General features: G+C 73.3%; 19 protein-coding genes. 8 read left to right on the forward strand and 11 right to left on the reverse strand.

Annotated features, from left to right (window positions below; genetic code table 11):
* Nucleotides 1-2: 2 nt before the first annotated feature.
* Both ACIP82_RS28490 and ACIP82_RS28495 read right to left on the reverse strand, forming a co-directional pair.
* Complete coding sequence (locus ACIP82_RS28490) at nucleotides 3-584, reverse strand: GNAT family N-acetyltransferase (RefSeq protein WP_363609560.1); 582 nt, start codon at nucleotides 582-584, stop codon at nucleotides 3-5.
* Nucleotides 581-2,386 carry an IucA/IucC family protein gene (locus ACIP82_RS28495; RefSeq protein ID WP_400657401.1) on the reverse strand — a complete coding sequence of 602 codons (1,806 nt, stop codon included), beginning with the start codon at nucleotides 2,384-2,386 and terminating at the stop codon, nucleotides 581-583. Before ACIP82_RS28495 ends, ACIP82_RS28490 begins: the two co-directional genes overlap by 4 nt.
* A 332-nt stretch (nucleotides 2,387-2,718) precedes the next feature.
* On the opposite strand from ACIP82_RS28495, the gene ACIP82_RS28500 reads away from it, so the two are divergent.
* Together ACIP82_RS28500 and ACIP82_RS28505 are read left to right on the forward strand one after the other, a co-directional pair.
* The gene (locus ACIP82_RS28500) at nucleotides 2,719-3,900 is read left to right on the forward strand and encodes a hypothetical protein (protein WP_363609562.1); all 1,182 of its coding nucleotides are present in this window, start codon (nucleotides 2,719-2,721) and stop codon (nucleotides 3,898-3,900) included.
* Between the two features lie 40 nt (nucleotides 3,901-3,940).
* Nucleotides 3,941-5,080 carry a trypsin-like serine peptidase gene (locus ACIP82_RS28505; protein WP_400657403.1) on the forward strand — a complete coding sequence of 380 codons (1,140 nt, stop codon included), beginning with the start codon at nucleotides 3,941-3,943 and terminating at the stop codon, nucleotides 5,078-5,080.
* A gap of 77 nt (nucleotides 5,081-5,157) precedes the next feature.
* On the opposite strand, the gene hflX is transcribed toward ACIP82_RS28505, so the two are convergent.
* From hflX to miaA, 5 genes are all read right to left on the reverse strand, one after another.
* Complete coding sequence (hflX, locus tag ACIP82_RS28510) at nucleotides 5,158-6,663, reverse strand: GTPase HflX (protein ID WP_363609566.1); 1,506 nt, start codon at nucleotides 6,661-6,663, stop codon at nucleotides 5,158-5,160.
* A 108-nt stretch (nucleotides 6,664-6,771) separates the two neighbouring features.
* Nucleotides 6,772-9,192: a RelA/SpoT family protein gene (locus tag ACIP82_RS28515; protein ID WP_400657406.1), complete on the reverse strand. Its 2,421-nt coding sequence runs from the start codon at nucleotides 9,190-9,192 to the stop codon at nucleotides 6,772-6,774.
* Between the two features lie 164 nt (nucleotides 9,193-9,356).
* A complete protein-coding gene (dapF, locus tag ACIP82_RS28520) occupies nucleotides 9,357-10,265 on the reverse strand; it encodes a diaminopimelate epimerase (RefSeq protein ID WP_363609570.1) in 909 nt (302 codons plus the stop codon).
* 87 nt (nucleotides 10,266-10,352) lie between these two features.
* Entirely contained in the window at nucleotides 10,353-10,862 is a 510-nt protein-coding gene (locus ACIP82_RS28525) for a hypothetical protein (RefSeq protein ID WP_363609572.1), read from the reverse strand.
* Nucleotides 10,863-11,091: 229 nt separating this feature from the next.
* A complete protein-coding gene (miaA, locus tag ACIP82_RS28530; protein WP_363609574.1) occupies nucleotides 11,092-12,042 on the reverse strand; it encodes a tRNA (adenosine(37)-N6)-dimethylallyltransferase MiaA in 951 nt (316 codons plus the stop codon).
* Between the two features lie 158 nt (nucleotides 12,043-12,200).
* Here miaA and ACIP82_RS28535 point away from each other — a divergent pair, with 158 nt between their 5' ends.
* Nucleotides 12,201-12,440, forward strand: a complete 240-nt coding sequence (locus tag ACIP82_RS28535; RefSeq protein WP_363609576.1) for an antitoxin — start codon at nucleotides 12,201-12,203, stop codon at nucleotides 12,438-12,440.
* Between the two features lie 50 nt (nucleotides 12,441-12,490).
* On the opposite strand, the gene ACIP82_RS28540 is transcribed toward ACIP82_RS28535, so the two are convergent.
* Nucleotides 12,491-13,189, reverse strand: a complete 699-nt coding sequence (locus tag ACIP82_RS28540) for a class III extradiol dioxygenase subunit B-like domain-containing protein (RefSeq protein ID WP_363609578.1) — start codon at nucleotides 13,187-13,189, stop codon at nucleotides 12,491-12,493.
* 66 nt (nucleotides 13,190-13,255) lie between these two features.
* Nucleotides 13,256-14,752, reverse strand: a complete 1,497-nt coding sequence (gene miaB / locus ACIP82_RS28545) for a tRNA (N6-isopentenyl adenosine(37)-C2)-methylthiotransferase MiaB (RefSeq protein ID WP_363609580.1) — start codon at nucleotides 14,750-14,752, stop codon at nucleotides 13,256-13,258.
* 84 nt (nucleotides 14,753-14,836) lie between these two features.
* Here miaB and ACIP82_RS28550 point away from each other — a divergent pair, with 84 nt between their 5' ends.
* Complete coding sequence (locus ACIP82_RS28550) at nucleotides 14,837-15,856, forward strand: TAXI family TRAP transporter solute-binding subunit (protein ID WP_363609582.1); 1,020 nt, start codon at nucleotides 14,837-14,839, stop codon at nucleotides 15,854-15,856.
* Between the two features lie 35 nt (nucleotides 15,857-15,891).
* On the opposite strand, the gene ACIP82_RS28555 is transcribed toward ACIP82_RS28550, so the two are convergent.
* Nucleotides 15,892-17,331 carry a HAMP domain-containing sensor histidine kinase gene (locus ACIP82_RS28555; RefSeq protein ID WP_363609584.1) on the reverse strand — a complete coding sequence of 480 codons (1,440 nt, stop codon included), beginning with the start codon at nucleotides 17,329-17,331 and terminating at the stop codon, nucleotides 15,892-15,894.
* Between the two features lie 6 nt (nucleotides 17,332-17,337).
* The gene (locus tag ACIP82_RS28560; protein ID WP_363609586.1) at nucleotides 17,338-18,090 is read right to left on the reverse strand and encodes a response regulator transcription factor; all 753 of its coding nucleotides are present in this window, start codon (nucleotides 18,088-18,090) and stop codon (nucleotides 17,338-17,340) included.
* 409 nt (nucleotides 18,091-18,499) lie between these two features.
* Between ACIP82_RS28560 and ACIP82_RS28565 the strand changes: the two genes are divergently transcribed.
* The 4 genes from ACIP82_RS28565 (at nucleotide 18,500) to ACIP82_RS28580 (ending at nucleotide 21,861) form a co-directional block, all read left to right on the forward strand.
* A complete protein-coding gene (locus ACIP82_RS28565; RefSeq protein ID WP_363609588.1) occupies nucleotides 18,500-19,273 on the forward strand; it encodes an amino acid ABC transporter ATP-binding protein in 774 nt (257 codons plus the stop codon).
* A 133-nt stretch (nucleotides 19,274-19,406) separates the two neighbouring features.
* On the forward strand, nucleotides 19,407-20,309 hold the full coding sequence (locus ACIP82_RS28570; protein ID WP_363609590.1) for a glutamate ABC transporter substrate-binding protein: 903 nt from the start codon (nucleotides 19,407-19,409) through the stop codon (nucleotides 20,307-20,309).
* 53 nt (nucleotides 20,310-20,362) lie between these two features.
* On the forward strand, nucleotides 20,363-21,013 hold the full coding sequence (locus ACIP82_RS28575; protein WP_363609592.1) for an amino acid ABC transporter permease: 651 nt from the start codon (nucleotides 20,363-20,365) through the stop codon (nucleotides 21,011-21,013).
* A complete protein-coding gene (locus ACIP82_RS28580) occupies nucleotides 21,010-21,861 on the forward strand; it encodes an amino acid ABC transporter permease (RefSeq protein WP_363609594.1) in 852 nt (283 codons plus the stop codon). Before ACIP82_RS28575 ends, ACIP82_RS28580 begins: the two co-directional genes overlap by 4 nt.
* Nucleotides 21,862-21,949 lie beyond the last annotated feature (88 nt).

Genomic DNA, 21,949 nt, shown 5'->3' on the forward strand with positions numbered 1-21,949 from the left:
TCCTAGGAGGCGTGAGGGCGGCGCGCGCGGACCATCAGGGCGGCGCGTTTGGCGGGCAGGTCGAGGTCCGCGGCATGGGCGAAGCCGGCCCGTTCGAAGGCCCGCACCGAGCGCCGGTTCCGGACGTCGGGTTCGGCGACCACCCGCTCGCAGCGCGGCCGTTCCCGCAGGATCCGGTCGGCGAGGGCGGCGAGCAGGGTGGCGCCGAGGCCGCGGCCGCGGCGGTCGGCGGGGCCGAGCAGCAGGTGGACACCGGTGTCGTGGGGCCGGGCCGGGTAGTGCCGGGCGAGCGGGTCGAGGTCCGCGCGGTAGATCTCCCAGTAGCTCATCGGGGCGCCGTCCAGCAGCCCGAGACAGGGCACGCTGCGGCCGTCGCCGTCGAGTTGGGCCCGCAGGTGCCGTTCGGTGGCGGCGGGCGGGCCGTCGAGCTCCCAGAAGGCGGCCACCTCGGGGTCGTTCATCCACCCGGCGAGCAGGTCCAGATCGGCGGGAAGCCGGACCGGCCGGAGCCGGAACTCACCGGCGGCGGTGGTCATGCCGCCCCGGCCGGGCACGCCGTCGAGCGGGCAGGCGGGAGGCGTCACGCGCCGGCCACCGGGTTGGGGATGTCCACGTAGACGGACTGGGTGGCGACCGGGCCGACGAGTTCGTCCATGCCGTTGATCCGGGTGAGCAGGTTGGCCTTGCAGGGCAGGGTGGGCGCGTCCAGCAGCAGGCCGGGCAGCGCGGAGCCGGTGGCGGTGACCCGCGGACCGGACAGGAAGCCGCGCAGGGCGGCCAGCAGCACGCTCTCGTCGGCGAGCCGCTGGGAGCCGAAGGCGCCGATCAGTCCGAGGATGTGGTTGATGCCGAGGTAGTAGGCGAAGTGATGGTCGATCACCTCGTCGGCGAGGAAGGTGTCGCTCCGGGCGCCGAGGCCGGGCAGCCGGGCGGCGAGCCGCTCGGCCGCGCTCTCCCGGTAGTAGAAGCCCTGGTTGTCGCGGTAACGGCCGCCGTTCGGCCAGCCGTCGGCGTCGAGCAGGACGAGGCTGTTCTGCTGGTGGGCCTCCAGCGCGATGCCGGCCTGACCGTCCAGCCACAGGACGGGCAGCACGACGGTCTCCAGGTAACGCAGGAACCATTCGGCGGCCACCGTGCGCAGCGGGCGGCCGCAGCGGGCGGCGAGCGCGCGCAGGGTGTCGCCGAGCCGGGACGGCACGACGGAGCCGGTGCCGAGCGGCTGTTCGGCGACCAGCCCGGCGACGCAGAGGGCGCGCTCGGTGGGGCCGAAGGGCTGGGCGCGCAGCACGGTGTCCAGGCCGCCCGGGTCGCCGAGGCCGGGGTGGTCCACGCCGATCCAGGCCGGGTCGCGGACGACGTCGAAGCCGGGGTGGGCGGCCCGCCACTCGGCGGCCAGGCCGCTCTCCAGCAGCCGGTGCACCTCCAGGCCGCGGTGGAGTTCCTTGCGGAGGTTCTCCCGGCGGGAGTTGGTGATCCGCAGGCCGAGCGAGAGCTTCAGCATCCAGGGGGTGCCGGGCCGGTAGACGGTCCGCACCGAGGAGGTGGGGTGCCAGGGTTCACCGGACGGGCCGAGGTCGTGCAGCAGGCCGGCGGCGAGCAGCTCGGCGACGGCCGGGCGCAGCGCCAGCTCGCGGGCCTGCCAGGGGTGCAGGGGCAGCGCGGCGGTTCCGCGCGGGAGCCGGGCCCGGTCGCCGAGGAGTCGGGCGGTGATCCGGTCGGCGCTCTCGGCGACGGCGGAGCCGGCCGCGAGCAGCTCGCGGTCGACGGCGTACCAGTGGAGCTGGAAGGAGCCGTGGAGTTCCGGGGAGTACGCGGCGCTCTGCGCGGGGCCGAGGCCGTCGCGGCTCTTGGGGGTGGGGTGCAGCGGGTGGCCGAGCAGCAGGGACTGTTCGGCGGCGAGGAAGTGCGAGCCCTCCGGCCCCCCGGGGGCGGCGGCGGTGCGGCGGTGGGCCAGGATGTCGGCGGTGCGGACCACCGAGTCGGCGACCCGGGCGGCGAGGTCGGCGACCTGGCCGGGGTCGGGGCGCTCGGCGGCCGCGGTGGCGAGCAGCGCGGCGGTGGTGACGGCGTCCACGGGGGCGTCGGCGGTACCCTCGCCGGCCGAGAGGGTGGCGGCGCCGAAACGGTGCCAGCCACCCGGCGACCAGTAGCGGACGGGCGCGGAGAGCAGGGCCGCGCCGCCGAGGACGGCGACCCGCAGCTTCCCGTCCGGGCCGGGGGCGGCGCCGGTCTCGCGGGTCCAGCAGCGCAACAGCGCCTCCAGGGCGGCCTGTTCGGCGGCGACGGCGGGGTCGGGGTGCAGCAGCAGGTCGGGCTGCGCCGGGCGGTCGGGGGAGGTCCGGCAGGCCGGGATGTGGGGCGGGGCTCCGGTGAGGGCGGTGGTCAAGGCTGCTCCTTGGGGCGCGTGGGGGTGCGGACGCGCAGGGGTGCTGGAGAGGATGTGGCGGGCGCTCTCATCGTCGCGTCAGGTAAGGGTTACCTATCCCTGACGGGTGATCACAAGGACGGCTCACTCGTCCGGGTGAAGAGCGGTGATTGTTCACCACTCGGCGGGGAGTCCCTGTTGTTCCAACGACGCCGCCGGGAGTTCGTCACAGATTGATGACCTCCGACCGGGGCCGCAACCCGGGGGTCGGCCCGTGTCGTCCTGGTGGCCAGTGGGAGACTCCAAGGCGGCGAGCCGCCGGCGCACCGGACTACCAGGGGGAAGCGAACACCATGCCATTGATCCACCGGTCGGCCCTGGCCGCGGCACTGGCCGCGGGGACGTTGCTCGCCGTGAGCGCCTGCGGGCCGGACGGCCCCTCGGGCGGGGGCACCGCCGCTCCGCCACCCGCCTCGGCGAGCGCCGCGACCACGGCCGCAGCCGGGAGCGGCGGGGTGATCGGCGGGCTCACCCTGCCCTCGGGCATCCCGACCAGTCTGCTGGAGGGCCTGCCGAAGAGCTGGGACGACCTGAAGAAGTGGAACTTCCAGGACTGGGACAACTGGGCGTCCAAGCACGTCTTCAACAACCCGGTCGTGAAGGACTTCTGGAACCCGGACAAGATGGGCGACTCCAAGCCCGCCGACCCGGCGCCGCCGACCGCGAAGCCGGCCGACGGCGCCGCGGTCACCGATCCCGAGCCGGCGCCGGTCAAGGCGGTGCCGGTGGCCCGCCCGTACACCAAGCAGCCTTCCGGGAAGGTGTTCTTCAGCGCCCAGGGCGGCCGGGGCAACTGCTCGGCGACGGTGGTCACCGACCCGGCGCACCCGGGCAAGAGCAACCTGGTCTGGACGGCCGGGCACTGCGTGCACGAGGGCAAGGGCGGGAACTTCTTCAAGGACCTGGTGTTCGTGCCCGCCTACAACAACTCCGGTGCCTCCAGCGGCGGCAAGAAGGCCCCGCTCTCCGAGCTGGCCCCGCTCGGCACCTGGTGGGCGGACCAGGTGACGACCTCGCCGCAGTGGATGGTCGAGGGCGGCGGTAGCGGCGATGCCGCCAACCAGTACGACTTCGCCATCATGCGGGTGCACAACCAGAACGACAGCGGCAAGTCGCTGGAGGAGGCGGTCGGCGCGGCCGTCCCGGTCTGGTTCGACGCGCCGCGCGACAAGCTCGCCGTCTCGGCCGTCGGCTACCCGCTCTACAAGCCGTTCGACGGCCAGGAGCTGTACAAGTGCGAGGGCGGCCGGCCGACCCGGCTCTCGTTCGACCCGAAGCGGCCGCCGATGCTCACCATCGGCTGCACCATGACCCAGGGCTCCAGTGGCGGCGGCTGGTTCGCCACCATGCCGGACGGGAAGACGGCGCTGGTCAGCAACACCTCGGTCGGCACCCAGGACCACACCTCGCTGAGCGGCCCGTATCTGGAGGCGGTCGCCAAGCAGGCCCTGGACTGGATCTCCAAGAAGCAGTAGCCGCCCCTACCTCCACCACGTCCACGGGAACCGATCCACCATGCCGAAGACCAGCCGGGCCGGCGCGCCGCGGCGCCGGGCCGCCCTGGCCGGCGCCGTGTCGCTCGTCGCGCTGCCGTTCACCGCGACGGCCTGCGGGCCGGACGGCGCGGCGGGCACCGGCCGGCCCGCGGCGACGGTCGCCGCGGGCCTGCCGGGCGCCGCGCTGCCCGGCGGCCCGCAGGAGCCGGCGAACTGGAAGGTCGACGACTGGACGAGGTTCGCCCGCGAGAACGCCTTCAGCAACGAGGTGACCCAGGGCTTCTGGTCCACCGCCAGGATGGAGAAGGCCAAGGGCCGGGCCACGCTGCAGTTCTCGTACCGGACGGCCGGCGGCGACGTCGAGCGGGACGATCCGCCGGCCGCCGTCCCGGCCACCCCGCAGCCGCACCCGTACAGCCAGGCGACGGCCGTGGTCGGCAAGATCTTCATGACGGCGTCCGGGGGCGACTCGACGTGCTCGGGCACCGTGGTCTCCGATCCGGCCCAGCCGGGCCGGAGCAACCTGGTCTACACCGCCGCGCACTGCCTGCACGACGGCAAGGGCGGCGGCTGGCTGAAGAACATCGTCTTCGTGCCGGGCTACAACCGCGACGGCCAGGCCGTCCGGGGCAGGCCGTACACCGAGCAGCAGGTCGCCCCGTACGGGCGGTGGACGGCGGTGCGCGCGCTGGTCTCGCCGGCCTGGGTGAAGGAGAGCGGCGTCGGCCCCGGCTCCCCGTACGACTACGGGATCGTCCGGGTCCGCGACGAGAGCGGCTCCGGCCGGTCGCTGGAGGAGATGGTCGGCAGCTCCGTCCCGGTCTGGTTCAACGCCCCGCGGTCCCAGATCACCTCGGTGTTCTCCTACGGCTACCCCGCCGAGCGGCCGTTCGACGGCATGGAGCTCCACCACTGCGACGCCGCGGCCAGGCCCGCCAGGCTGTCCTTCGGCCCGGCCCACCCGCCGATGTACGTGATCGGCTGCACGATGACCGGGGGCTCCAGCGGCGGCGGCTGGTTCATCAACAAGGACGGCAAGCCGAACCTGGTCAGCGTCAACGCGATCGGCAACCGCAACCCGTCCGAGTACCTGGCCGGGCCGTCCCTCCAGGACCAGGCCAAGCAGGCCTTCGACTACTTCAGCAAGAACGCGAAGTAGCCCGGGAACGCCGACGGGCCCCGGTCTCCGTGAAGGAGACCGGGGCCCGTCCGGTGTCGTCCGGGCTCAGCCCTGGCTCAGCCCTGGGTCAGCGCCACCGTGTAGCGCTCCAGCTCGGCGGCCAGCTCCGCCGCCACCTTGGCGCGCAGCAGGGTGCCCTCGCCGGTGTGCTCGGTGGAGATCAGCTCGCCCTCGGCGTGCACCCGCGAGACCAGGTCCCCCCGGGTGTACGGGACCAGGGCCTGCAGCTCGATGGCGGGGCGCGGCAGCTCGTCGTCGATGAGCTTCAGCAGCTCGTCGATGCCCTGGCCGCTGCGGGCCGACACCACGATGGCGTGCGGCTCGCGGCGCAGCAGGCGCTGCAGCACGTGCGGGTCGGCGGCGTCCGCCTTGTTGATCACCACGATCTCCGGCACGTTCTGCGCGTCGACCGAGACGATGACCTCGCGGACGGCGGCCAGCTGCGTCTCCGGCTCGGGGTGCGAGCCGTCCACCACGTGCAGGATGAGGTCGGCGTCGGCGACCTCCTCCATGGTCGAGCGGAACGCCTCGACCAGGTGGTGCGGCAGATGCCGGACGAAGCCGACGGTGTCGGCCAGGGTGTAGAGCCGGCCGCTCGGGGTCTGGGCCCGGCGCACGGTCGGGTCGAGGGTGGCGAACAGCGCGTTCTCCACCAGTACGCCCGCTCCGGTGAGCCGGTTGAGCAGCGAGGACTTGCCGGCGTTGGTGTAGCCGGCGATGGCCACGGACGGCACCTGGTGGCGCTTGCGCTCCTGGCGCTTGGTGTCGCGGCCCTTCTTCATCTCGGCGATCTCCCTGCGGAGCTTCGCCATCTTCTCGCGGATCCGGCGCCGGTCGGTCTCGATCTTCGTCTCACCGGGACCGCGGGTGGCCATACCGCCGCCGGAGGAGCCGGAGCCGCCACCACCCATCTGCCGGGAGAGCGACTGGCCCCAGCCACGCAGCCTCGGCAGCATGTACTGCATCTGGGCGAGCGAGACCTGTGCCTTGCCCTCACGGGACTTGGCGTGCTGGGCGAAGATGTCCAGGATCAGGGCCGTACGGTCGACGACCTTGACCTTGACCACGTCCTCCAGGTGGATCAGCTGGCCCGGGGTGAGCTCACCGTCGCAGACCACGGTGTCGGCGCCGGTCGCCGCGACGATGTCGCGCAGCTCCTTGGCCTTGCCGGAGCCGATGTAGGTGGCCGCGTCGGGCTTGTCGCGTCGCTGGATGACGCCGTCCAGCACCTGGGAGCCGGCCGTCTCGGCGAGGGCGGCGAGCTCGGCCAGCGAGTTCTCCGCCTCCTCGGCCGTGCCGTCGGTCCAGACGCCGACGAGCACCACGCGCTCCAGGCGGAGCTGGCGGTACTCGACCTCGGTGACGTCCTCGAGTTCGGTGGAGAGGCCGGCGACGCGGCGCAGCGCGGCTCGCTCGCTGCGGTCGTACTGGTCGCCGTCGTAGTGGTGGCCGCGGTCCTCGTCGATGGCCGCGAGGTCCTCGTCCATGAGGGCTTCCGCCCGCATACCGTCCAGGCGGCGCGGGGCGTCGGCGTGGTCGCGGGTGTCGAACGTGGAGGTCATTCTGTCCTTTGGCTGCTGGTACGGATGGCCTGTGCACGACCGCGGGCAACGGTCGCACTCGGAGTCTGCCCAGCTGCCGCCCCGTCTACCGCTCGGGCGAGGTGTGAGCTACCCCTCAGGGCCGCGGGTGGCACTGGGGCTCGTGTGCCCAGTCAACGCCGCGGACCGGCCGTGCATTCCCCATGATGGTCGCACGCCCGGTGCGGGCGGGTCATCCTTATTTCCCGCCTCACGCGCCCTGGCCGACTCCGGCGCGCGCGCCGGGGCGCGTACGGCGCCTCCCCCCTCGGGTGCGTGCGGGCGGCTGACGTCGTACACCCCGGAGACCCTCAGCATCCCCCGCATCACGGCGGGCAGCACGGCCGGCTCGGGCAGCTCGACGGTGTAGGTGTGCCGGACCCGCAGCTCCTGCGGCGGCTCGACCTCGGCCGAGACGATTCCGACGCCCTCGCCGGAGATCGCCGCGGTGAGGTCGGCGAGCAGCCGGGGCCGGTTCAGCGCCTCGGCCCGCAGGGTGACCCGGTACCCGGAGGCCGGGGTTCCGCCGGGCTGCCAGTGGATCTCCAGGACGCCCCGCCCGGCCGCCCGCATCCGCTCCCCCGCCGGGCAGCCGGTGCGGTGGACGGCGACCGCGCCGCCCCGGATCGGGAAGCCGCTGACCTCGTCCGGCGGAACGGGCGTGCAGCAGCGGGCCAGCCGGACCGGCGCCCCGGGCCGGCCCTCCACCGCCACCGGGGCGGTGCCGCGCTCGGCGACCCGGTGCGCGGGCGGCGCGGGCTGCCCGGCGGAGGGCCCGGTGCGCACCACCGGCAGGCGCGTGGGGTGGCCGGCCAGCCAGCGTTCGATGGCCAGCCGGGCGGCGGGGGTCCGGGCGTGCGCCAGCCACTCGGGCGCCGGTCCGGACGGCTCGGCGGCCCGCGGGCCGTTCTCGGTGAGCACGGCGAGCAGGTCGCCGTCCTGCAGCACGGTGGACAGCGCGGTGAGCCGCCCGTTGACCCGGGCGCCGATGCACCGGTGGCCGGTCTCCTCGCCGAGCAGGTAGGCGGCGTCCACACAGCTGGCGCCGGCCCTCAGCTGAAGCGTTTCGCCGGTCTCGGTGACCACGGTGATCTCGCGGTCGCCGGCGAGGTCGGCGGTGAGCGCCGACCAGAAGGCGTCCGGGTCGGGCGTCTCCTGCTGCCACTCGAGCAGCCGGCTGAGCCAGCCGGGCCGGGCCGGATCGGTGCGGTCCAGCTCATCGCTCCCGGCCCCGGCGCCGGACGGCCTCATGCCGGACGCCCCGGCACCGGACGGTCCGGCAGCGGACGGCCCCCCGCCGACCGCCGCCGCGCCGGGCTGCTTGGGGTCGCCGAGGGCCACCACCCCGGTCTCCGCGACCTCGTGCATCCGCCGGGTGCGGACCAGCACCTCGACCACCGCGCCGCCGTCGAGCGCCACGGCGGTGTGCAGCGACTGGTACAGGTTGAACTTGGGCGCCGCCACGAAGTCCTTGAACTCGCCCGGCAGCGGCGTCCAGCAGGTGTGCAGCTCGCCGAGCACCGCGTAGCAGTCCGCGTTCTCCTCGACCACCACCAGCAGCCGCCCGAAGTCGGCGGGCTGCGCCCCCTGCGGCCGCCCGTCCCGGCCCCGCGCGGCGGCCCGCTTGAGCAGCACCCGGTGCAGCGAGACCAGGTGCCGGGGGCGCACGGTGACCTCGGCGGCCACCCCGGTCTCGGCGAGCTGACGGGCCAGCGTACGGGCGAACGGGGCGAGCAGGGCGTCCGGTTCGGCCTCGTGGCCGGCCACCAGGGCCCGGGCCCGGGCGTACTCCTCGGGGTGCAGGGTGGCGAAGACGATGTCCTCCAGCTCGGCCTTGAGCACCTGGATGCCGAGCCGTTCGGCCAGCGGGATCAGCACGTCCCGGGTGACCTTGGCGATCCGCACCTGGCTGGCCGGCTTCATGTGCCGGATGGTGCGCATGTTGTGCAGCCGGTCGGCGAGCTTGACGACCATCACCCGGACGTCGTCCCCGGTGGCGACCAGCATCTTGCGGAAGGTCTCGGCCTCGGCCGCCGCACCGAAGTCGACCTTCTCCAGTTTCGTCACCCCGTCGACCAGATAGGCGACTTCGGGGCCGAATCCTTCGCTCACCTGGTCGAGCGTCAACTCGGTGTCCTCGACCGTGTCGTGGAGCAGCGAGGCGACCAAGGTGGTTGTCCCGGCGCCGAGTTGGGCCAGGATCATGGTGACGGCCAGCGGGTGGGTGATGTACGGCTCGCCGCTCTTGCGCTTCTGGCCGCGGTGGCTCGCCTCGGCGAGCCGGTAGGCCCGGCCGAGCAGGCCGAGGTCGGCCTGCGGATGGTGGCGCCGGTGTGCCTGCACCAGCGGTTCGAGCGCATCGGGGACGGGCGGGCGGTCGGTGGCCAGCAGGGCGGCGCGCCCGGCCCGGCCGAGTGCGGCCCGGCCGAGTCCGCCGAGGGGCCGCTTGGGCCCGGCCTGCCGTGCGGATGTCGGCTGCCCCGCCAGGGGCTGCCCGGCTTCGATGGTCATCGGCACCTCCGGCAGCGGTCACCGGAGCCTTGGCCGACCCGGTGGTCCATGCTACCGAGCAGAGCACGTTCCGCGGTGCGCTGCTTCCTGTCCGTCAGCCGGATCACCCGAACGGGGGGATTCAGCACCGCCCGAATTGGGCAAAACGCCCGCCCCCGAAGGGCTCAGCCCCGGAGTACGCCGAGCCACCCCGGGTCGAGCCGGCCGCTGGCCACGATCACCGCGGGGCCGGTCATCTCCACCCGGCCGTCCGGGTGTTCGGCGATCACCAGCCGGCCGCCCGGCACATCCACCGTGTAGCTGACGGTCTCTCCGGTGACCGCCGGGTCGGCGCCGTCCCGACGGGCCGCGGCCACCGCGACGGCGCAGGCGCCGGTGCCGCACGAGCGGGTCTCGCCGGAGCCGCGCTCGTGCACCCGCATCGCGACGTGGCGCGGTCCGCGGTCCACCACGAACTCGACGTTGACGCCCTCCGGGTAGACCCCCTCGGGGCTGGTCAGCGGCGCGGTCAGCAGGTCGCCGGCGTGGTCCAGGCTCGCCACGAAGGCCACCGCGTGCGGGTTGCCCATGTTGACGTTGCGGGCCGGCCAGCGCCGCTCGCCGACCGCGACCTCGATCCCGTCCGGTCCGGGCAGCACCGCGCGCCCCATCTCCACGGTGACGTCGCCGGGCGTACCGTCCTCGGCGGCCTCGGCCACCCTGACCCGCCGCACGCCGGCCCGGGTCGCCACCGTCAGTTCGCCCGGCTCGGCCAGCCCGGCCTCGACCAGGTAGCGGGCGAAGACCCGCACGCCGTTGCCGCACATCTCGGCGATGCTGCCGTCGGAGTTGCGGTAGTCCATGAACCACTCGGCCCGGTCGGCCTGGTCCGCGGCGGCCGGGTCGGCGGCGGAGCGCACCACCCGCAGCAGCCCGTCACCGCCGATACCGGCCCGGCGGTCGCAGAGCGCGGCGACGGCCTCGGGGCCGATCGCCAGCCGGCCGTCCGGGTCCGGGAGGATGACGAAGTCGTTCTGGGTGCCGTGCCCCTTGAGAAAGAGGAGGCCAACGGGCTGCTGGGAGGATTCGCTCACCCTCCCGATGGTACTGAGCCACCGCGCAGGGCAACGGCCAGGCCCGTAGGGCGGACCGGACGACCGGCCGGACGGCCCCGGCAGGCCTCAGCGCAGGTGGACGACCCGCCACAGGGCGAGCGCGCAGGCGGCCAGCGCGATCAGGGTGTAGATCACGATCGCCTTCCATCCGGCCCGTTCGCCGGAGCCGCGGCGCGGCAGGCCCGGCCACTTGTACCCGGCGTGCCGGGCGGCCATCGCCCCCCAGCCGACCGAGGCGGCGGTGAGCAGCATCCCGAGCATCCCGACCATCGCGGAGCCGGTTCCGCCGGAGCCGAAGGCGAGCGGGAAGGCGAACATCAGCGAGCCGACGGTGGCCAGCAGCGCGATCGGCAGCGTCTGCCACCAGCGCAGCCGGCGGCGCGGGCGGATCTCCCGCTCGTGCACCGCGCCGGAGGGGGTGCGGGTGTCCAGCGCGGGCAGCGCGACCGCGTAGGAGGTGGGGGCGTCGAGGCCCGCCAGCACGGGCAGGTCCGGCAGGGTCGAGGCGTCGGGGCCGTCGGCCTCGGCGGTGGCGCTCCCGCTCTGCCCGGATTCGGGGCCGGTACCCGTCGACACGCGGCCTCCCCTGACAGTTCGACACGAGTGCGGACTCGCGGCCGGACGCGACCGGCCCTCGCGGACCGGCCCTTATGGCATCGATGATGGCATGTCCAGGGGGGCGTTCCGGGCCTGACCGGGGCCACCGGGTGATCCGTGGCCATCACGTGATCGGGCCGTAACCGCCGGTTCGTTCTGCACGCCCGCCTGCGCGCGCAGGTGCACCGCCGGATTGGCCGGATACCGCCTACGCGCCGTCCTTTTCCTGACGTTCGATCAGCTCCAGCGAGTCCGCCAGCAGCTCGGCCGGGTCGGCACCGGCCGGGCGGGAGAGCCAGTGGATCCGGCCGTCCCTGCGGAACCAGGACTCCTGGCGGCGGGCGAACCGCTTGGTCGCCCGGACGGTCTCGGCGCGGGCCTCGTCCTCGGTGCACTCTCCGGCGAAGTGGTCCAGCACCTGCTGGTACCCGAGCGCCCGGGAGGCCGTGCGCCCCTCGCGCAGGCCGAGCCGCTCCAGTGCCCGCACCTCGTCCAGCAGTCCGGCCTCCCACATCCGGTCCACCCGCAGGGTGATCCGCTCGTCCAGTTCGGGCCGCGGCACCGCGACACCGATCTGCACCGCGTCGTAGACGGCGGTGTTGCTCGGCAGGTTGGCGGTGAACGGCTGCCCGGTGATCTCGATGACCTCCAGCGCCCGGACGATCCGCCGGCCGTTGCCGGTCAGGATGGCCTCGGCGGCGGCCGGGTCCAGCTCGGCCAGCCGCCGGTGCAGCGCGTACGGGCCGGCCTGCTCCAGCTCGGCCTCCAGCCGGGCCCGGACGGCCGGGTCGGTACCGGGGAAGTCCATCTCGTCGATCGCCGCCCGGACGTACAGCCCGGAACCGCCGACCAGGACGGGGGTGCGGCCGGCCGCGAGCAGCCGGTCGATCTCGGCGCGGGCGAGCCGCTGGTACTCGGCGACGCTGGCGGCCTCGGTGACGTCCCAGATGTCCAGCAGGTGGTGCGGGACGCCATCGCGCTCGGCCCGGGTGAGCTTGGCGGTGCCGATGTCCATGCCCCGGTAGAGCTGCATCGAGTCGGTGTTGATCACTTCGCCGTCGAGACTACGGGCGATGGCGACGGCCAGGTCGGACTTGCCGGCGGCGGTCGCGCCCACCACGGAGACGACACGGGGCTGAACGGTACGGGAGCTGCTCACGGCACCAGTCTCGCAAAACCGCCGCCGCGCCGTTGACCTCCCCGCCCGACTGGTCCTATTGGGTGACGATATGCCTGGTTAAGGCCAGGTCTGCGGTTGAGAACGGTTCGACCGCGACGGACGTTGAGCAGAAGACAGAAAGGAACGGTGAGAACGCCATGGGTCTGATGGACAACCTCAAGGGCAAGGCCGGAGAGCTCAAGGAGAAGGCGAGCGAGCTGGCGGGCAAGCACAGCGAGCAGATCGACAACGTGGTGGACAAGGCCGGCGGCGCGATCGACAAAGCCACCAAGGGCAAGTACACGGAGAAGATCGAGACCGGCACCAGCAAGGCCAAGGGCGCGGTGGACGACTTCGCCCACAAGCCGCAGCCGGGCAACGGCGGCCCGTCGGCCTGACCCGCGTTCCGGTCACCCCGTTCCGGCCGGTCGTGCCCGGCCGGAACGGCTCAGCCCCAGGACGCCACGACGTACCCGACGCCGTACGGCGCGTCCTGGTAGCCCAGCCGTGCCTTGAGGCCGGCGCCCTCCGCGGCGCCGGCCAGCACCTGCCAGGGAGCCCGGCCCTCGGCCCGCAGCTCGGCGGCCAGCCCCTGGTCCACGGCGGCCAGCGCGGCCAGGTCGGCCGAGCCCAGCGCCTCCGCGAGCGCCGCGTCGAAGCCCTCGGCGCGCTCGTCCAGGTAGCCCGGCGCCTTCACCGAACGGCAGGCGCTGCCGTCCCCCATCACCAGCAGTCCGACCCGGTCGGCCAGCCCGGCCAGGCCCTGGCCCAGCCCGAGCATCCGGTCGGCGGGCGCGTCGGCGGGCACGGCGCAGGCGTGCGTCGGCAGGGCCGCCCCGGCCCGCTCCAGCAGCCAGGCGCCGACGGTCAGCGAGGGCGCCAGCTCCGGCCCCTCGACCCGGCCGGACGGCAGCCTGGCCACCAGCGGCACCCCGTAGCGGTGGAAGGAGCCGGCCCCGCCCTCTGTCCACACCTCGGCCTCCGGCCCGGTGCCGACCACCACGACCAGGTCCGGCCCGGCCCCGAGCAGTGCCGCCACCGCCTCGTCGCAGGCGGCGCGCAGCGGCTCCAGTTCGGCGGCCGCCCCGGCGGCGACCTCCGGGACGAGCAGCGGCGGACAGGGGCAAACGGCGGCGGCTACCAGCATGCGGATCACTCTAACGAAAGCGGCCCGGCGGGATCACCGATCCCGCCGGGCCGCCCTGGGCCATGGTCAGTCGCCGCAGCAGCCGCCCGCCGGGGCGGCGGCCGGCGCCGCGGGGGCGCCGATGGTCGGCAGGCCGAGCATCACTCCCGCGGGCTTGGCGGCGGGTGCCGCCTGGCGCTTCTCCCAGGCGTCCCCCGCCCGGGTGCGGCGCACCGCGAGCGTCGGGCCCTCGGCGAGCAGGTGGTGCGGGGCCGCGTAGGTGATCTCGACGGTCACCATGTCGCCGGGGCGCACCGGCTCGGCGGGCCGGGTGAAGTGGACCAGCCGGTTGTCGGGCGCGCGGCCGGAGAGCCGGTCGGTCCGGTCGTCCTTCTTGCCCTCGCCCTCGGCGACCAGGATCTCCAGGGTGCGGCCGACCTGCTTCTTGTTCTCCTCCCAGGAGATCTCCTCCTGGAGCGCGATCAGCCGGTCGTAGCGGGCCTGCACGACGGCCTTCGGCACCTGGTCGGCCATCTCGGCGGCCGGGGTGCCGGGGCGCTTGGAGTACTGGAAGGTGAAGGCGTTGGTGAAGCGGGCCTCGCGGACCGTGTGCAGGGTCTGCTCGAAGTCCTCCTCGGTCTCGCCGGGGAAGCCCACGATGATGTCGGTGGAGATGGCCGCGTCCGGCATCGCCTCGCGCACCTTCCGGATGATGCCGAGGAAGCGCTCCTGCCGGTAGGAGCGGCGCATCGCCTTGAGCACGGTGTCCGAGCCGGACTGCAGCGGCATGTGCAGCTGGTGCATCACGTTCGGGGTCTCGGCCATCGCGGCGATCACGTCGTCGGTGAAGTCGCGCGGGTGCGGCGAGGTGAAGCGGATCCGCTCCAGGCCCTCGATCTGCCCGGCGGCGCGCAGCAGCTTGGAGAAGGCCTCGCGGTCGCCCAGGTCGGAGCCGTAGGCGTTGACGTTCTGGCCGAGCAGGGTCACCTCGATGACGCCCTCGCCGACCAGCGCCTCGATCTCGGCGAGGACGTCGCCGGGGCGGCGGTCCTCCTCCTTGCCGCGCAGCGCGGGCACGATGCAGAAGGTGCAGGTGTTGTTGCAGCCGACCGAGATGGCGACCCACGCGGCGTACGCGGACTCGCGGCGGGTGGGCAGGGTGGAGGGGAAGGTCTCCAGCGACTCCAGGATCTCGACCTGGGCCTTCCGCTCGATCGCGGCCCGCTCCAGCAGCGCGGGCAGGTGCCCGATGTTGTGGGTGCCGAACACCACGTCCACCCAGGGGGCCTTGCGGACGATGGTGTCGCGGTCCTTCTGTGCCAGGCAGCCGCCGACGGCGATCTGCATGCCCTTGTGGCGGCTCTTGACCGGCGCCAGCTGCCCGAGGTTGCCGTACAGCTTGTTGTCGGCGTTCTCGCGCACCGCGCAGGTGTTGAACACGACCAGGTCGGGGTCGCCGTCCTGCCCGGCCTTCACGTACCCGGCGTCCTCCAGCAGCCCGGACAGGCGCTCGGAGTCGTGGACGTTCATCTGGCAGCCGTACGTGACGACCTTGTAGCTCTTCAATCCGCTCTCACCGCTCACCAGACCAGGGTACGGGCAGCCGCGAAACGCTTTCCCCGCCGGTCGCCCCTCCCGTTCGCCCCGGCGGACTGGCACTATCCCTGCATGGCCCCCAGCTCTCCGCACCGACTCGGCACCGCCGTCCGCGCGGCGGCGCACAGCCCGCTCTGGCGGACCGTGCTGGTCCTGGTGCTGGTGGCCGCGGGGCTCGGCGGCTGGTGGCTCTCGACCGGCCGCTCGCCCTCCTATCCGCGCGGCGAGACGGGCTTCGCCACCGGGGTGCAGCGCGGCGTGTACGACCGGTACGGGCAGCTGTTGCAGACGCACATCGCCAAGGCGATGCCGGGGGTACGGCTGCGGCTGGACAACTCGCAGGGCTCGCTCGACAACCTCGCCCGGGTGACCGGTGGCCAGGACGACTTCGCCATCGCCACCGCCGACGCCGTCGCCCAGTACTCCGGCCCCGGCAAGGAGCGGCTGCGGGCCATCGCCCGGCTCTACGACGACTATTTCCAGCTGATCGTGCCGGCCTCCTCGCCGGTGCACCGGGCCGCCGACCTGAAGGGCCTGCGGGTCGGCGTCGGCCAGTCGCTGTCCGGGGTGAACCTGGTGACCAGGCGGCTGCTCTCCTCGGCCGGGCTCGACCCGGACCACGACATCAAGCCCGCCATGCTGGGCATCGGCGACGCGGTCGACGAGCTGCGGGCGGGCCGGCTGGACGCCTTCTTCTGGTCCGGCGGCCTGCCGACCAGCGCGCTCACCGATCTCTCGGAGCACACACCGATCAGGATCGTGCCGCTCGGCGACCTCGCCGAGGCCGTCCACCAGGTCCCGGGCGGCGGCACCGACGCCTACCGGGCCGCCACCATCCCCAAGGGCACCTACCCCGGCGCCGAACCGGCGGACGCCGTCGCCACCGTGGCCGTGCCCAACCTGCTGATCACCCGGGACGATGTGGACACCGATCTGGTCCAGGGCATGACCAGGGCGGTGATAGACAGCCGGGACCAGATCGGCGCCAAGGTCCACGCCGCCCAGCTGGTCGATCTGCGCACCGCCGTCTACACCGACCCGCTCCCGCTGCACGAGGGCGCGATGCGCTACTACCGCTCGGTGAAGCCCTGAAGCCCTGAGGCCCGGGAAACCGCGGGACAGGGGTGCTACGCCCGGCCCTTCTCCGGCCGCGGCACCGCCAGGGTCACCGCGAGGCCGGTCGGCTTCACCGGGGCGAAGGTGAGCGAGCCGCCGCCGGCCTGCAGCAGGGTGCGGGCGATGGAGAGGCCGAGGCCGGAGCCGTCCACGTTCTGATGGCGCGCACTGCGCCAGAACCGGTCGCCGGCCCGGGACAGCTCCTCCTCGGTGAGGCCGGGCCCGTTGTCCGAGACGGTCACCGCGATCTCCTTGCGCTGCACCGCGACCAGCAGCCGCACCCGGCTGCCGGCCGGCCCGAACTTCAGCGCGTTGTCCAGCACCGCGTCCAGCGCGCTGCCGAAGCCGATCGGGTCGGCCATGCCGAGTGCCAGCGCCGGCCCCTCCCAGCCGAGTTCGATCCCGCGCCGCACCGCCACCGGCCGCCAGGCGTCCACCCGGGCCAGGGTGAGCGCGGCCAGATCGGTCGGCTCGGGCTCGGGGCGGGCGTGCTCGGCGGTGGCCAGCCCGAGCAGGTCGTCCAGCACCCGGGCGAGCCGGGTGCCCTCCTCCCGGACCCCGCCGAGCTCCTCCTCGTGTCCCTCGGGCAGCTCCATGCCCAGCAGCTCGACCCGCAGCATCAGCGCCGCCAACGGGTTGCGCAGCTGGTGCGAGGCGTCCGCGACGAAGGCCTTCTGCTGGTCCAGGGCGAGCACCACATGGTCGGCCATCTCGTTGAACGACCGGGCGAGACGCTGGAGCTCGGGCGGTCCGCCGCCGGGTGCCACCCGGGCGGCCATCCGGCCGGTGGCGATGGAGTGGGTGGCCCGGTCGAGGGTGCGGACGGGGCGCAGCACCCACTCGGTGAGGCGTACGGCCAGCAGCACCGCGACGATCATCGCGGCCGCCTCGCCGGCCCCGATCACCAGCCAGCTGTGCAGCACCCGGGCGCGCATCGGGCCGGTCGGGGACTCGCTGAGCACCACCGCCACCACGTCGCCGTCCCGGACCACCGGGGCGGCGATGGTCAGCGTCCCGTCGGTGGTCCACGGCCAGACCTGCCGCGGGTTGTGGCTGCGCCGCCCGTCCAGCGCCTCCTGGAAGGCCTGCTCGCCCCAGCCGCCGGCGGGCACCCGCCAGTCCGCCGGGGCGGCGGCGATGGGGACGCCGTCACGCTGGAAGATGCCCAGCCTCACCCCGTACAGCTCGTGGTAGCGGGCCACCTCGGCGTCCAGCGCGTGCCGCCGGCCGAGCTCGCCCGGCGCCGGCCCGGGCTCGCCCTTGACGGCCGTCTCCGGGGCCGAGGGGCCCGCGGTGGGCAGGTCCTGGGCGAACCGGGCGGCGTCGTCGATCCGGTCGACCAGCACCCGGCTCTGCTCGGCGGCGGCGAACGCCGCGGCCAGCGGCAGCCCGAGGGCGGCCAGCACGCAGAGCATCAGCGCGAGCAGGATGCCGAGCAGGCGGTTGCGCACGTGCGGTCAGCGCTCCGCGCGGGCCGGGGGCGGCTGCCCGGCGGAGGCCGGGGACTCGGCGATCAGCCGGTAGCCGACGCCCCGGACGGCCTCGACCAGGCCGGGCAGGGCGAGCTTGGTGCGCAGCGAGCCGATGTGCACCTCCAGGGTGCGGCCGTTGCCCTCCCAGCCGCTGCGCCAGACCTCGCTGAAGATCTGCTCGCGCCGGTAGACCACGCCGGGGCTCTGGGCGAGCAGCGCCAGCAGGTCGAACTCCTTGCGGGTGAGCGGCACGTCGCGGCCGTCCACGCTGACCCGGCGGCGCTCGCGGTCGATCCGGATGCCGCGGGACTCCAGCGGCCCGCGCTGCTGCGGCACCGTGTCGGGCGCGGGGGCCGCGGCGGCGGTGGGCGCGGCGCCGCGCCGGGCCACGGCGTGGATGCGGGCGAGCAGTTCGCCCATGTCGTACGGCTTGGTGACGTAGTCGTCGGCGCCGAGGTTGAGCCCGTGGATCCGGGAGCGGATGTCGGCTCGCGCGGTCACCATGATCACCGGCACGCCGCTGCCGGCCCGGATCCGGCTGCACACCTCGAAGCCGTCGCGGTCGGGCAGCCCGAGGTCGAGCAGGACCACCCGGTACGGGTCGTGGCCGTCCGGCACCAGCGCGTCGAGCGCCTCGTGCCCGCTGCGGGCGTGCCTGACCTGGAAGCCGTGCCGGCCCAGGACCGCGACCAGCGCGGCGGCCACGCGTTCGTCGTCCTCTACGAGCAGCAGTCGCATCGTTCCTCCTTCCTCCGACGTTTCCAGGGGTGTCGTGCGGTGTTCCCAGGGGTGTCGTGCGGTGTTCACGGGCCCCACCGGGCAGGTCCCGGTTCTGCGCAGTATGGGCCAGCGGGCCGTCCGGCGCCAGGCTCGGCCACGGTCCGGAACCGCGCGGGACGGCGCGCGGCGGGGCGGGTGCCCGCTGTCACCGTGCCCGTACCGGACGCGCGTGAACAGTGCCCGCCCGGCGTGTGGCCGGATCGTGATCCTCAAGTTCCGCTCAGATCGGCTGACGTGACATCGTCAGGGCTCCTATGGTCACCCCACCGGGGGCCGCGGCTCCGCCGGCTGCGGCCCCCGGATTTCGTACCACCACTGCCGCCCAAGGGAGTTCAGCTCTCCGGGCCGACACGAGGGAGCAGGCGCGATGACCGAGGGCCCCACCGAGGACGCCAGCGCCACGCCCGCTCCGCTGGTGGTGCTGAGCGGGGTGAACAAGCACTTCGGCGCCCTGCACGTGCTCCAGGACATCGACCTGGAGATCACCGAGGGCGAGGTGGTGGTCCTGATCGGACCCTCCGGCTCGGGCAAGTCGACCCTCTGCCGGACGATCAACCGGCTGGAGACGATCGACTCCGGCACGATCACCATCGACGGCCGCCCGCTGCCCGCCGAGGGCCGGGAGCTGGCCAGGCTCCGGGCCGAGGTCGGCATGGTCTTCCAGAGCTTCAACCTGTTCGCGCACAAGACCGTGCTGGAGAACGTGGTGCTCGGCCAGGTCAAGGTCCGCGGGATCGCCCGCGAACAGGCGGTGCGGACCGCCCGGGACCTGCTGGAGCGGGTCGGCGTCGGCGCGCAGGCGGACAAGTACCCGGCCCAGCTCTCCGGCGGCCAGCAGCAACGCGTGGCGATCGCCCGGGCGCTGGCGATGAACCCCAAGGTGATGCTCTTCGACGAGCCCACCTCGGCGCTCGACCCGGAGATGATCAACGAGGTGCTGGAGGTCATGCGCCAACTGGCCGCGGACGGCATGACGATGGTCGTCGTCACCCACGAGATGGGCTTCGCCCGGTCCGCCGCCAACCGCGTGCTCTTCATGGCGGACGGCCGGATCGTCGAGCAGAACACCCCCGAGGCCTTCTTCACCGCACCCCGCAGCGAACGCGCCAAGGACTTCCTCTCGAAGATCCTGCACCACTGACCGTTCCGATGACCGCTCCGAGTTGACGCGCGGTCAGCGGCGGCAAGCGCGCCGCCCGTCCGCGCCGTCGCATGCACCGTCCAGACGCCAGCGCCCGGTAGAACCGTGGCCCAGCCCGAGGAGATCCACCCTCATGAGGACTCGTCGCACCTTCGCCGTCGCGCTCTGTGCCATCGCGCTCACCGCCACCGCCTGCGGCAAGGACGGCTCGCCCGGCGACGCCGCCGCGACCGCGAGCAACGCCCCGAAGCTGCCCACCTACACCGTCAAGACCGACGCCAAGCTGGACGGCTCGCCGGTCTTCGCCGAGGCCAAGAAGCGCGGCCAGCTGATCATCGGCGCCAAGTCCGACCAGCCGTTCCTCGGCTTCGAGGACATCGCCAGCGGTGACCGCAGCGGCTTCGACATCGAGATCGCCAAGATGGTCGCCGCCGACCTCGGCTTCACCCCGCAGCAGATCAAGTGGCAGACGCTGGTCTCCTCGCAGCGCGAGCCGGCCATCGCCAAGAACCAGATCGACTTCTACGTCGGCACCTACAGCATCAACGACGAGCGCAAGAAGCTGGTCTCCTTCGCCGGCCCGTACTACATCGCCGGGCAGGACCTGCTGGTGAAGGCGGACAACACCGCCATCACCGGCCCGGACTCGGTCAACGGCAAGAACGTCTGCACGGCCACCGGCTCCACCTCGATCAAGAACATCCAGCCGTACAACGCGAAGATCACCCAGTTCGACACCTACTCCGCCTGCGTGGAGAAGCTGCTGTCCGGCGAGGTCGACGCCGTCACCACCGACGACGCCATCCTCAAGGGCTACGCCTCCAAGTACGCGCCCAAGCTCAAGGTGGTCGGCCAGCCGTTCACCAAGGAGAACTACGGCGTCGGCCTGAACAAGGACGACGCGGTGCTGCGCGCGGCCATCAGCGACGCCCTCAAGGCCCACCAGGACAACGGCGACTGGAAGAAGGCGTACGACGCCACCCTCGGCCTCTCCGGCTCGGCCGCCCCGCAGCCGCCGGCCCTGGAGCGGTACTGATCCCTCCGTCGCTTCCGACCGTTCCTGACCGCTCCTGAGAGGAGGGCCGCCACATGGGCATACTGTTCGAGGACGACAACTTCGCGCTGTTCCGCGACGGTTTCCTGCAGACGATCGAGCTGAGCGCGCTCAGCGCCCTGCTCGCCCTGCTGCTGGGCACCCTGCTGGCGGCCTTCCGGGTCTCCCCCGTCCCGGCGCTGCGCGGCTTCGGCACCGCCTGGGTGACGCTCTTCCGCAACACCCCGCTGACCCTGCTGTTCTTCGCCGTCGAGTTCGGGCTTCCACCGCTCGGCGTGCACTTCAGCCACCTCACCTTCGCGGTGCTGGCACTGGGCGGCTACACCGCGTCCTTCGTCTGCGAGGTGCTGCGCTCGGGCATCAACACCGTGCCGCTCGGCCAGGCGGAGGCCGCCCGCAGCCTCGGCATGACCTTCGGCCAGACCCTCACCCTGATCGTCCTGCCGCAGGCCGCCCGGACCGTACTGGCGCCGATGAGCAGCGTCTTCATCGCCCTGCCGAGAAACTCCGCGATCGCCGGCGCGTTCAGCGTGAGCGAGCTGTACAGCGTGCAGCAGACGCTCTCCGAGCGCGGCTACTCGATCTTCGCGATCTTCTTCTGGGTGGCCTGCGCCTATTTGGTGATCAGCGCCACCGTCGCCCTGCTGTTCCGCTTCCTGGAAGACCGACTGGCGGTGGCCCGATGAGCTCCCTCTTCACCCGCTCCGCCACGGCCGGCGTCCTCTACGACGCCCCCGGCCCCCGGGCCCGCGCCCGGTACCGGCTGTTCGGCGCGCTGTCGCTGGCCGGCATCGCCGCCCTGCTCTGGTACGTGATCGCGAGCCTCGCCGGGAACGGCCAGTTCGACTCCCAGCTCTGGGAGGCGTTCGAGTACAGCACCGTCCAGCAGCGGATCGTCGACGGACTGCTGGCCACCCTGGAGGCCTTCGCCCTGGCGGCGGTGCTCTCGCTCGCGCTGGGCGCGCTCCTGGCGGCCGGCCGGCTCTCCGACCACCGGCCGGTGCGCTGGGCGGCCACCACCTTCGTCCAGTTCTTCCGGGCGATGCCGCTGCTGATCCTGATCGTCGCGCTCTACTACGCCTTCTTCGCCAAGGAGCCGATGTGGGCCCTGGTCCTCGGGCTCACCCTCTACAACGGCTCCGTGCAGGCCGAGATCATCCGTACCGGCGTCAACGCCGTCCCGCGCGGCCAGGGCGAGGCCGCGTACGCGCTCGGCCTGCGCAAGACCCAGGTGATGACCACCATCCTGGTGCCGCAGGCGGTGCGCTCGATGCTGCCGTCGATGATCGGGCAGCTGGTCGTCACCCTGAAGGACACCTCGCTCGGCTTCATCATCACCTACCACGAGCTGCTGTTCGTCGGTAAGGCGATCGCCAGTCAGCCGATCAACGCCGCGGGCTTCCCCTACATCCCCGTCGTCCTGGTGATCGGGCCGATCTACATCGCGATGTGCCTGCTGCTCACCGCGCTCGCCCGGTGGATCGAAGCGCGCGGCCGCCGCGGCGCGAACCGGCGCACATCGGCTGCTGCTTGACGGACACGCAGGTGAACTGTTGCATTGCTCTTCGTGACACCATCCGGGACCATCCTCGCTCTGCGCCAGAGGGCGCGCCGACGCGGAA

It is taken from the genome of Kitasatospora sp. NPDC088548 (assembly GCF_044753005.1).
Lineage (GTDB): Bacteria > Actinomycetota > Actinomycetes > Streptomycetales > Streptomycetaceae > Kitasatospora.

Excerpts from the sequence above, each read along its gene's own strand:
- ACIP82_RS28500 (WP_363609562.1), top strand. The coding sequence starts at position 2,719 with ATGCCATTGATCCACCGGTCGGCCCTGGCCGCGGCACTGGCCGCGGGG.
- ACIP82_RS28505 (WP_400657403.1), top strand. The coding sequence starts at position 3,941 with ATGCCGAAGACCAGCCGGGCCGGCGCGCCGCGGCGCCGGGCCGCCCTG.
- hflX (WP_363609566.1), bottom strand. The coding sequence starts at position 6,663 with ATGACCTCCACGTTCGACACCCGCGACCACGCCGACGCCCCGCGCCGC.
- ACIP82_RS28515 (WP_400657406.1), bottom strand. The coding sequence starts at position 9,192 with ATGACCATCGAAGCCGGGCAGCCCCTGGCGGGGCAGCCGACATCCGCA.
- ACIP82_RS28535 (WP_363609576.1), top strand. The coding sequence starts at position 12,201 with ATGGGTCTGATGGACAACCTCAAGGGCAAGGCCGGAGAGCTCAAGGAG.
- ACIP82_RS28540 (WP_363609578.1), bottom strand. The coding sequence starts at position 13,189 with ATGCTGGTAGCCGCCGCCGTTTGCCCCTGTCCGCCGCTGCTCGTCCCG.
- ACIP82_RS28550 (WP_363609582.1), top strand. The coding sequence starts at position 14,837 with ATGGCCCCCAGCTCTCCGCACCGACTCGGCACCGCCGTCCGCGCGGCG.
- ACIP82_RS28560 (WP_363609586.1), bottom strand. The coding sequence starts at position 18,090 with ATGCGACTGCTGCTCGTAGAGGACGACGAACGCGTGGCCGCCGCGCTG.
- ACIP82_RS28565 (WP_363609588.1), top strand. The coding sequence starts at position 18,500 with ATGACCGAGGGCCCCACCGAGGACGCCAGCGCCACGCCCGCTCCGCTG.
- ACIP82_RS28570 (WP_363609590.1), top strand. The coding sequence starts at position 19,407 with ATGAGGACTCGTCGCACCTTCGCCGTCGCGCTCTGTGCCATCGCGCTC.
- ACIP82_RS28575 (WP_363609592.1), top strand. The coding sequence starts at position 20,363 with ATGGGCATACTGTTCGAGGACGACAACTTCGCGCTGTTCCGCGACGGT.
- ACIP82_RS28580 (WP_363609594.1), top strand. The coding sequence starts at position 21,010 with ATGAGCTCCCTCTTCACCCGCTCCGCCACGGCCGGCGTCCTCTACGAC.